General features: G+C 68.7%; 9 protein-coding genes. 5 read left to right on the forward strand and 4 right to left on the reverse strand.

All coding sequences use genetic code 11. The features are described from left to right. On the forward strand, nucleotides 1-346 hold a 346-nt coding region (locus tag DW309_RS19425; protein ID WP_168387196.1), incomplete at its 5' end, for a hypothetical protein. A gap of 74 nt (nucleotides 347-420) precedes the next feature. Here the strand turns inward: DW309_RS19425 and guaB are convergent. Continuing rightward, a complete protein-coding gene (guaB, locus tag DW309_RS06430) occupies nucleotides 421-1,923 on the reverse strand; it encodes an IMP dehydrogenase (RefSeq protein WP_136035187.1) in 1,503 nt (500 codons plus the stop codon). 315 nt (nucleotides 1,924-2,238) lie between these two features. Between guaB and DW309_RS06435 the strand changes: the two genes are divergently transcribed. From DW309_RS06435 to DW309_RS06450, 4 genes are read left to right on the forward strand one after another with little or no spacing between them, the layout of a single operon-like run. Then, nucleotides 2,239-3,525, forward strand: coding sequence for a branched-chain amino acid ABC transporter permease (locus tag DW309_RS06435; protein WP_136035188.1), 1,287 nt, complete (start codon nucleotides 2,239-2,241; stop codon nucleotides 3,523-3,525). A 3-nt stretch (nucleotides 3,526-3,528) separates the two neighbouring features. Then, nucleotides 3,529-4,506: a branched-chain amino acid ABC transporter permease gene (locus DW309_RS06440; protein WP_136035189.1), complete on the forward strand. Its 978-nt coding sequence runs from the start codon at nucleotides 3,529-3,531 to the stop codon at nucleotides 4,504-4,506. Next, nucleotides 4,496-5,491: an ABC transporter ATP-binding protein gene (locus DW309_RS06445; protein WP_168387197.1), complete on the forward strand. Its 996-nt coding sequence runs from the start codon at nucleotides 4,496-4,498 to the stop codon at nucleotides 5,489-5,491. Before DW309_RS06440 ends, DW309_RS06445 begins: the two co-directional genes overlap by 11 nt. Continuing rightward, entirely contained in the window at nucleotides 5,488-6,255 is a 768-nt protein-coding gene (locus tag DW309_RS06450; RefSeq protein WP_136044891.1) for an ABC transporter ATP-binding protein, read from the forward strand. The genes DW309_RS06445 and DW309_RS06450 overlap by 4 nt, the downstream gene beginning before the upstream one ends. Nucleotides 6,256-6,382: 127 nt before the next feature. On the opposite strand, the gene DW309_RS06455 is transcribed toward DW309_RS06450, so the two are convergent. From DW309_RS06455 to groES, 3 genes are all read right to left on the reverse strand, one after another. Beyond that, nucleotides 6,383-7,639: an ABC transporter substrate-binding protein gene (locus tag DW309_RS06455; protein ID WP_136044892.1), complete on the reverse strand. Its 1,257-nt coding sequence runs from the start codon at nucleotides 7,637-7,639 to the stop codon at nucleotides 6,383-6,385. A 145-nt stretch (nucleotides 7,640-7,784) separates the two neighbouring features. Further along, nucleotides 7,785-8,714 carry an EamA family transporter RarD gene (gene rarD, locus DW309_RS06460; RefSeq protein ID WP_136035192.1) on the reverse strand — a complete coding sequence of 310 codons (930 nt, stop codon included), beginning with the start codon at nucleotides 8,712-8,714 and terminating at the stop codon, nucleotides 7,785-7,787. Nucleotides 8,715-8,887: 173 nt separating this feature from the next. Next, nucleotides 8,888-9,184 (reverse strand): co-chaperone GroES, encoded by a 297-nt coding sequence (groES, locus tag DW309_RS06465; RefSeq protein ID WP_017203655.1) that lies wholly within the window; start codon nucleotides 9,182-9,184, stop codon nucleotides 8,888-8,890. Nucleotides 9,185-9,447: the final 263 nt, after the last annotated feature.

Here is a 9,447-nt window from a genome sequence, read left to right on the forward strand (position 1 = left end):
CGCCGCGTACCCGCCGCCGCCCGGTCCCGCGGCTCCCGGCGCCTACGGCCAGACCGCGCCGGCCTCGCCTCCCGGACGCGTGCTGTCGATCGTCGGACTCGTGCTGGCGTTCCTGCTGCCGCCGATCGGCCTCATCCTCAGCATCATCGCCGCGGTGCAGCTGGGGAAGGCGCACGCGCCGAAGGGCCTCGCGATCGCCGGCATCATCGTCGGCGCGGTGCTGACCATCCTGGAGATCATCGGCATCATCCTGCTGGTGACCGTGTTCGCGGGCATCTTCGGGATGTGCGCCGAGCTCGGCCCCGGCGTGTGGGAGGTCGGCGGCGTCACCTACCGCTGCGGCTGAACCCGCAACACACACGAGGGGCCGGATGCTGCGCGCATCCGGCCCCTCGTCGTCGCCCCGGTGCGGGGCGCTGTTCACTTCTTGTAGTTGGGCGCCTCGACCACGATCTGCACGTCGTGCGGGTGGGACTCCTTGAGCCCGGCCGAGGTGATGCGCACGAACTTGCCGCGGGCCTTGAGCTCCTCGATCGTGCGGGCGCCGACGTAGAACATCGACTGCCGCAGCCCGCCGACGAGCTGGTAGGCGACGGCGGAGAGCGGGCCGCGGTACGGCACCTGCCCCTCGATGCCCTCGGGGATCAGCTTGTCGTCGCTGGGCACGTCGGCCTGGAAGTAGCGGTCCTTGGAGTAGGAGGTCTGCTTGCCGCGGGTCTGCATCGCCCCGAGCGAGCCCATGCCGCGGTACTGCTTGAACTGCTTGCCCGACTGGAACACGATCTCGCCCGGCGACTCGTCGGTACCGGCGAGCAGCGAACCGAGCATGACCGCGTCGGCGCCTGCGACGAGGGCCTTCGCGATGTCGCCCGAGTACTGCAGGCCGCCGTCGGCGATCACGGGGATGCCGGCCGGACGGGCGGCGAGCGACGCCTCGTACACGGCGGTCACCTGCGGCACTCCGACGCCCGCGACCACGCGCGTGGTGCAGATGGAGCCGGGGCCGACGCCGACCTTGACCGCGTCGACGCCCGCGTCGACCAGCGCCTGCGCACCCTCACGCGTCGCGACGTTGCCGCCGATCACGTCGATGTGGGCGAAGGACTCGTCGGCCTTGAGGCGCTTGACCAGGTCGATCACGCCCTGCGACTGGCCGTTGGCCGTGTCGACCACGAGCACGTCGACGCCCGCGTCACGCAGCGCCTCGGCCCGCTCCCACGCGTCGCCGAAGAAGCCGATCGCCGCACCGACGCGCAGGCGGCCCTGGTCGTCCTTGGTCGCGAGCGGGTACTTCTCGCTCTTGTCGAAGTCCTTGATGGTGATGAGCCCGGCGAGCTTGCCGTCCTCGTCGATCAGCGGCAGCTTCTCCACGCGGTGCTTCGCGAACAGGGCGATGACCTCGCCCGCCGCGACGCCCACCGGTGCGGTGACGAGGTTCTCGCTCGTCATGACGTCTTTCACGAACGTGGTCTGACGCTCGAAACCCGAGACGAACCGCATGTCGCGGTTCGTGATGATGCCCACCAGGCGGCCCTCGGCGTCGACCACGGGAAGGCCGGAGATGCGGTACTTGGCGCACAGCGCGTCGACCTCCTCCACCGTCGCGTCGGCGGTCGTGGTGATGGGGTCGGTGATCATGCCCGACTCGCTGCGCTTGACGCGGTCGACGTGTGCGGCCTGGTCGGCGATCGACAGGTTGCGGTGCAGGATGCCGATGCCGCCCTCGCGCGCCATCGCGATGGCCATGCGCGACTCGGTGACGGTGTCCATGGCGCTGGACAGCAGAGGCGTCGCGACGGAGATGCGACGCGTGATCCGCGACGACGTGTCGGCCTCACTGGGGATGACGTCGGTATGCCCCGGCAGGAGCAGAACGTCATCGTAGGTCAGTCCGACGAAGCCGAAGGGATCGTGCTGGTCCATGGAATCTCCTCCTGCGCGCGTGGCGCGGGTCCGGGTGCGAGTGGGTGGTCGACATCGGCCGGGGCGGGGCTGAGCCCGTATGCAGATTCTAAGCGAGACACGCCCGAGAACATTCCCAGTCCCCCGTCGTTACCGGACCGTTGGCCCGAGAGGTAGGTGATTCGCGGATCGCCCATTACGCTCAAGTGCGTCGTCCATCCCCGCGGTTCGACCCGAGTCCGCGGAGACAGCACTCACAGTGGAGGTTGCGTGGGACCCACAGCACTCGCCGGACCGCGGAAGCGCCCCTGGGCTTTCGTCTTCTTGGGAATCCTCATGGCGCTCGCGGCCTCACTGCTGCTCCCTCCCTCAGCGGCCTCCGCCGACACCACCGACGACGGGCAAGAGGTCACCGACTTCTACTTCGCGGGTGTGGTCACCAACGCCGATGAGCCCGTCGAGGGCGTGGTCATGTCGATCGAGGGCAACGGCTTCGAGGCCGAGACCGAGACCGACGCCGAGGGCAAGTGGCGCCTGTACGTGCCGGAGAAGGAGACGTACACCCTGACGGTGGACGAGTCCACGCTCCCCGACGGTGTGATCGTCGACGCCTCGCAGCTGCCCGAGGGCATCCAGCCGGTGTCGGGCACGACGGCCTCGTTCGAACTGGAGTTCGGGCTCACCGGCACCAAGATCGTCAACCTCTTCCTCGGCGCGGGCGAGCGGGTCACGGTGTCGTTCCTCGATCAGCTGCTGTCGCGCATCGTCGGCGGCCTGAACTTCGGGCTCCTGCTCGGCCTGGCGTCGATGGGCGCCGCTCTCATCTACGGCACCACACGGCTGTCGAACTTCGCGCACGGCGAGATGGTGACCTGGGGCGCCGTGATCACCCTCGTGTTCACGACCTTCTGGCAGCTGCCGCTGTGGGCGGGCATCATCGCGGCGGTGATCGGCGGCGCGGCCCTGGGCTGGGCGCTCGACGCCGGCATCTGGAAGCCGCTGCGCCGCAAGGGCCTCGGGGTGGTGCAGCTCATGATCGTGAGCATCGGCCTCTCGCTCGCGCTGCGGTACACGCTGCAGTACATCATCGGCGGCAACACCTACCAGCTCCCCGGCGCGAGCCCCGAGCCGATCCGCCTCGGGCCGATCTCGCTGTCGTACATCGACATGATCGGCATGGCCACCAGCATCATCGTCATCCTCGGCGTGGCGTTCTTCCTCACCCGCACCCGGACGGGCAAGGCGACGAGGGCGATCTCGGACAACCCGCAGCTCGCGGCCGCCTCGGGCATCGACGTCGACAAGGTCATCCGCATCGTGTGGATCCTCGCCGGCACGCTCGCCGCCATCTCGGGCATCCTGTGGGCGTACTTCCGCCCGGGAGTGAAGTGGGACATGGGCATGCAGATGCTGCTGCTGATGTTCTGCGCCATCACCCTCGGCGGCCTTGGTTCGGCGATCGGCGCCCTGATCGGCTCGATCATCGTCGGGCTCGCGGTGGAGGTGTCCACGCTGCTGGGCGTCCCCTCCGACCTCAAGTACGCCAGCGCCCTGGTCGCGCTGATCATCATCCTGCTCGTGCGACCGCAGGGCATCCTCGGACGCAAGGAAAGGTTGGGCTGACACATGGACTTCGGAAGCATCTTCGGCAACACCGCCTCCTATCTGTTCAGCCCGACGACGATCGCGTACGCGCTCGCGGCGACCGGCCTCGCGGTGCACTTCGGCTACACCGGACTGCTCAACTTCGGCATGGCCGCGTTCATGGCGATCGGCGGCTACGGCTACGCGATCTCGATCCTCACCTTCGGCTTCCCGTGGTGGGCCGGCGTGCTGGTCGGCGTGCTGGGTGGGGCCCTGTTCGCCCTGCTGCTCGGCATCCCCACGCTGCGCCTGCGCGCCGACTACCTCGCCATCGCGACCATCGCGGCCGCGGAGGTCGTGCGGCTCATGTTCGTGACGGAGCTGTTCAAGGACTGGACCAACTCCGCGGGCGGACTCTCCGGCTACCACCAGAGCTTCCGCGACGCGAACCCCTTCCCCACCGGCACGTACGGCTTCGGTCCCTGGACCTACAACGCGACCGACCTGTGGGTGCGCGTGGTCGGCCTGATCGCCCTGGCCCTCGCGGTGCTGGTGGTGTGGGCGCTCATGCGCAGCCCGTGGGGTCGCGTGCTCAAGGGCATCCGCGAGGACGAGGACGCGGTGCGCTCGCTCGGCAAGAACGTCTTCGCGTACAAGATGCAGGCGCTCGTGGTCGGTGGCATCATCGGCGCGCTCGGCGGCATCGTGTTCATCCTGCCGTCGGCCGTGATCCCCGGCAGCTACTCCACGTCGCTGACGTTCTTCCTGTGGACGATCCTGCTGCTCGGCGGCGCCGCGACGGTGCTCGGGCCCACGCTGGGCGCCGTGCTGTTCTGGATCGTGTTCGCGTTCCTCGGCGCGCTGCTGCCCGCCATGGCGAACGCCGGTTACCTGCCCATGTCGGGCGCGCAGGCCGATGTCGTGCGGTACATCCTCATCGGCATCGTGCTGATGCTGATCGTGATCTTCCGCCCGCAGGGCATCCTCGGAAACAAGAGGGAGATGACCTTTGTCAAGTGAGAACGACGCGGCGGTCACGCCCGCGAAAAGCACCCCGCGCGCCAAGACGACCGGCCTCACGGCCGGCCCCGCGGTGCCCGGCGTCAAGAAGGTCGACCCGATCCTCGTCGTGGACGCCGTGCAGCGGCGTTTCGGCGGCCTCACGGCCGTCGACGTCGACCACCTGGAGATCCCGCGCGGCGCCATCACGGCCCTGATCGGCCCGAACGGCGCCGGCAAGACGACGCTGTTCAACCTGCTGTGCGGCTTCGACAAGCCCAACAGCGGCACCTGGTCGTTCGACGGCACCAACCTCTCCGGCATCCCCTCCTTCAAGGTCGCCCGCATGGGGCAGGTGCGCACGTTCCAGCTCACCAAGTCGCTGTCGCTGCTGACCGTGCTGGAGAACATGAAGCTCGGCGCGAAGGACCAGCGCGGCGAGGGCTTCTGGGCCGGGCTCTTCCCCTTCCTCTGGCGCAAGCAGGACCAGGAGATCGAACAGCGCGCCCACGAGCTGCTGACGCGGTTCAAGCTCGACGCCAAGGAGCAGGACTTCGCGGCGTCGCTCTCCGGAGGCCAGCGCAAGCTGCTGGAGATGGCGCGCGCACTGATGAGCAACCCGACACTGGTGATGCTCGACGAGCCCATGGCCGGCGTGAACCCGGCGCTGACGCAGTCGCTGCTCGACCACATCCTCGACCTCAAGGACCTGGGCATGACGGTGCTGTTCGTGGAGCACGACATGCACATGGTGCGTCACATCGCCGACTGGGTGGTCGTGATGGCCGAGGGACGCGTCGTGGCCGAGGGGCCGCCGGACACCGTGATGGAGGACCCCGCGGTCGTCGACGCCTACCTGGGCGCGCATCAGGACGTGGACCTGGGTGCCGTGACCGGACGTCTGCCCGTGATCTCGGACGCCGACGCGGAGCGCATCCGCGAGCAGATCGAGACCGAGGTCGAAGCCGAAGTCGAGGCCGAAGAGGCCGAGGAGGAGAAGCCATGACCGACGCGCCCGTCGAGCGGAACGAGATCAAGAACGACGACGTGGTCGTCGAGCTCACCAACGTGCACGCCGGGTATCTCCCCGGGGTGGACATCCTCAACGGCGCGAACCTCGTGGCCCACAAGGGCGAGCTGATCGGCATCATCGGCCCCAACGGCGCCGGCAAGTCGACCCTGCTGAAGGCCATCTTCGGCATGGTGAACGTGCGCGACGGCGACATCACGGTCAAGGGCGAGAGCATCGTCGGCCTCAAGGCGGACAAGCTCGTGGCGCGCGGTGTCGCGTTCGTCCCGCAGACGAACAACGTGTTCCCGTCGCTCACGATCCAGGAGAACCTCGAGATGGGGCTCTACCAGAACCCGAAGATCTTCGCGGAGCGGCTGGAGTTCGTCTCCAGCATCTTCGGCGAACTCGGCAAGCGCCTGAAGCAGCGCGCCGGATCGCTGTCCGGCGGCGAGCGCCAGATGGTGGCCATGTCGCGCGCGCTCATGATGGACCCGTCCGTGCTGCTGCTCGACGAGCCGTCGGCCGGCCTCTCCCCCGTGCGGCAGGACGACGCGTTCATCCGCGTCTCCGACATCAACAAGGCGGGCGTGACCACGATCATGGTCGAGCAGAACGCACGACGCTGCCTGCAGATCTGCGACCGCGGCTACGTACTCGATCAGGGCCGCGACGCCTACGAGGGCACCGGCCGCGAGCTGCTGAACGACCCGAAGGTCATCGGCCTCTACCTGGGCACGCTCGGCACCGACGCCGCCTGACACGCGCCGCGAAGGGCCCGGCATCCGCGGATGCCGGGCCCTTCTGCGTGCGGAACGCGTCGCGCCGTGCCCGCCGTGGGACACGACGAAGGCCCCGAGCCGGAGCCCGGGGCCTTCGCGATGCGGCTTACTTGATCCGCGTCGTGGTGTTGTCTGCGCCGAACTCGTAGACGCCGATCGCGGCGCCCTTCGGGTCGTTGTTCTCGTCGAACGTGATCTCACCGGAGAGGCCGTCGTAGTCCGGCGTGCCTCCGTCGTTGATGATCGCGGCGCACTCGGCGAAGTCCTTGCACTTCTCGCCGTCGCCCTCGCCACCCGAGACGGTGATCATCTGCTGGGCGATGTCGGCACCCTCGACCGAGCCGGCCTTCAGGGCCGCCAGGGCGATCAGGATCACGGCGTCGTAGGCCTCGGCCGAGTAGGTCACGGCGTCGATCGGGTCGTTGCCGTCGGCCGTCCAGACCTCGTTGAGCTGGTCGAGGAAGTCCTGCGGCAGCTCGGCGCCGGCGCGCGTGCCCTTCGAACCCTCGAGGCTCACCGGGATGTCGGAGCCCCAGTCCTTCAGGTTTCCGTCGACCAGGTAGAGCGAGCCGGTGTCGATGCCCGCGTTGGCGAGCAGCGGCGCGATGGTCGCGAACTGGTCGTACGAGACCACGGCGACCGCGTCGGGCTTGGCGGCCGCGATCTCCGACACCTGGGCGTTGAACTGGCCGTCACCCTGGTTGTACGACGCGTCGGCGACGACCTCGCCGCCGGTGCCCTCGAACGTGGCCTTGATGGCCTCGAACAGGCCCGTGCCGTACGGGTCGTTCTGGTAGATGATGCCCAGCGTCTTGTGGCCGTCCTCGGCGATCTGGTTGCCCAGCACCTCGCCCTGCAGGTTGTCGCTCGGCGCCGTGCGGAAGTACAGCGGGTTGATGCCCGTGAAGTCGGGCGACGTGTTCGACGGCGAGACGGTGAGGATGCCCGCACCGGCGTTGCTGTCGAGGATCAGCTTGGTGACGCTCGACGACGCGGCACCGATCATCGCGGTGATGCCCGCGTTCTGCAGGTTGGTGATCGACGTCTCGTAGGCCTTGTTGTCGAGGTCGCCCTCGTCGGCGGTGGTCAGGTCGATCGTGACACCGGCGTCGGCCTCGTTGATCTGCTGCACGGCGAGCTGCACGCCGGCTTCCATGGGAGCGCCGAGGAAGGCGAGCGATCCGGTGGCGGGCAGCAGCGAGCCGAGCTTGAGCGTCAGGTCGGCGGCCGGCTTGTCGCCGCCACCCTCCGACGGCTCGGCGTTCGGCGTGCTGCTGCAGCCGGCGATGACGATGGCGGATGCGCTGACCAGCGCGATCCCGGCGAAGACCTTCGCGGTGCGCGAGCCCTTCAGTGCGTTCATGGATGCTCCCTTGCGTGACTGAACGTGGATTGTGACCACAGGCGGGTGCTCTAACACTAGGGCGTGAGGTCAGCGCGCAGGGGGTGCAAGTATCTCGGTGCGTTAACGATCCGACACCGGGTGTCGCCGCGGTCGAGCCCGGGGATCAGAGCAGGGCGGCGCGCGCGATCCGGCGTCCCCGCCGCCCGGCCAGCAGCAGGTCGGCGACGAACACCGCGATCGCGATCCACACGAGCACGAACCCGATCCATCGCTCCGGCGGCATCGGCTCGTGCAGCACCACCACGCCGATCAGGAACTGCATGATCGGCGTGAGGAACTGGATCATGCCGATCACGGCCAGGTTCACGCGGCGCGTCCCCGCCGCGAACAACAGCAGCGGCACCGCCGTCGCGACGCCCGCGAAACCCAGCAGCAGCGCGTGCACCACACCGTTCGCGCCCATCGTGAGGCCGGAGGTCTGCGCCACCACCACCAGCTGCACCACCGCGATCGGCAGCAGCCAGAACGACTCCAGCGTGAGCCCGCTGACCGCGTCGACCGCCGGACCGATCTTCTTCTTGATGAGCCCGTACACACCGAACGAGGCGGTGAGCGACAGCGCGATCCACGGGAAGGAGCGGTACGCCACGATGATCACGACCACCGCGATCGCGGCGATGCCCACCGCGACCCACTGCAGGCGGCGGATGCGCTCCTTGAGCACGAACACCCCGAGCAGCACGGTCGTGATCGGGTTGATGAAGTAGCCCAGCGCCGTCTCGACCACGTTGCCGCTGAGCGTGCCCAGCAGGAACACCTGCCAGTTGATGTAGATGAGCAGACCGGCCAGTGCCGTCCACCCGAGCAGCCGGGGCGTGCGGAGGATCACGCGGATCGCCGCCCACCCGCGCGTGACCGTGAGCAGCAGCAGGCAGAACACGAAGGACAGCACCACGCGCCACGCGACGACCTCCCACGGGCCCGTCGGCGCCAGGAGCAGGAAGTACAGCGGCAGGACCCCCCACAAGACGTAGGCGGACGCGGCGTAGACGACGCCCGCGGTCGGGGTGGCGCGGGCGGTCTCGGGGGTCACCGCACAACCCTATGCCCGCGGCGCGACCCCACCGCGCCGGTCACCGGGCCGCTCGGGAAGATCGGCGGGAAGTGACCGACGATTGGCGGAAACGCAGAAGGGGTCCGGATGCCGTGGCATCCGGACCCCTTCGGATCCGTGGCCCGCGCGCGGCGGGGACGGGATTCAGCTGATCAGCGGACGACGACCGCGAGGACGTCGCGAGCCGACAGGACGAGGAACTCGTCGGCGCCGAACTTCACCTCGGTGCCGCCGTACTTGCTGTAGAGCACGCGGTCGCCGACGGCGACGTCGAGCGGAACGCGGTTGCCGTTGTCGTCGATGCGGCCGGGGCCGACCGCCACGACCTCGCCCTCCTGGGGCTTCTCCTTGGCGGTGTCGGGGATGACCAGGCCACTCGCGGTGGTCTGCTCGGCCTCGACCTGCTTGATGACGATGCGGTCCTCGAGCGGCTTGATGGAAACCGACACGGTCTACCTCTTCTTTCTTGACGCTGACACGAAAGACTCGTTCGCACTCTCAACCCGAGAGTGCTAATGCCAGTGTAGGCGGTCGGCTGGCACTCATGCAATGCGAGTGCCAGCCCGGGAACGTCCGCCCCCGCGCGCCTAGGCTGAAGGCGTGGAGATGTCCGAGCTGCGTGCCCTGCTGACCCCCGCCGGCCTCGAACTGCTCGACGGCACCGGCGAGGTGGGCTCGACCGCAGAGGCCGCCGCCGCGGTCTCGCGTCTGC

Origin of the sequence: Microbacterium sp. K41 (assembly GCF_004794395.1) — a bacterium.
GTDB classification, from domain to species: Bacteria; Actinomycetota; Actinomycetes; order Actinomycetales; family Microbacteriaceae; genus Microbacterium; species Microbacterium sufflavum.

What these genes read in the sequence shown, in the direction of transcription:
- guaB (WP_136035187.1), bottom strand. Translation starts at nt 1,923, where the DNA reads ATGGACCAGCACGATCCCTTCGGCTTCGTCGGACTGACCTACGATGAC.
- DW309_RS06440 (WP_136035189.1), top strand. Translation starts at nt 3,529, where the DNA reads ATGGACTTCGGAAGCATCTTCGGCAACACCGCCTCCTATCTGTTCAGC.
- DW309_RS06450 (WP_136044891.1), top strand. Translation starts at nt 5,488, where the DNA reads ATGACCGACGCGCCCGTCGAGCGGAACGAGATCAAGAACGACGACGTG.
- DW309_RS06435 (WP_136035188.1), top strand. Translation starts at nt 2,239, where the DNA reads ATGGCGCTCGCGGCCTCACTGCTGCTCCCTCCCTCAGCGGCCTCCGCC.
- DW309_RS06455 (WP_136044892.1), bottom strand. Translation starts at nt 7,639, where the DNA reads ATGAACGCACTGAAGGGCTCGCGCACCGCGAAGGTCTTCGCCGGGATC.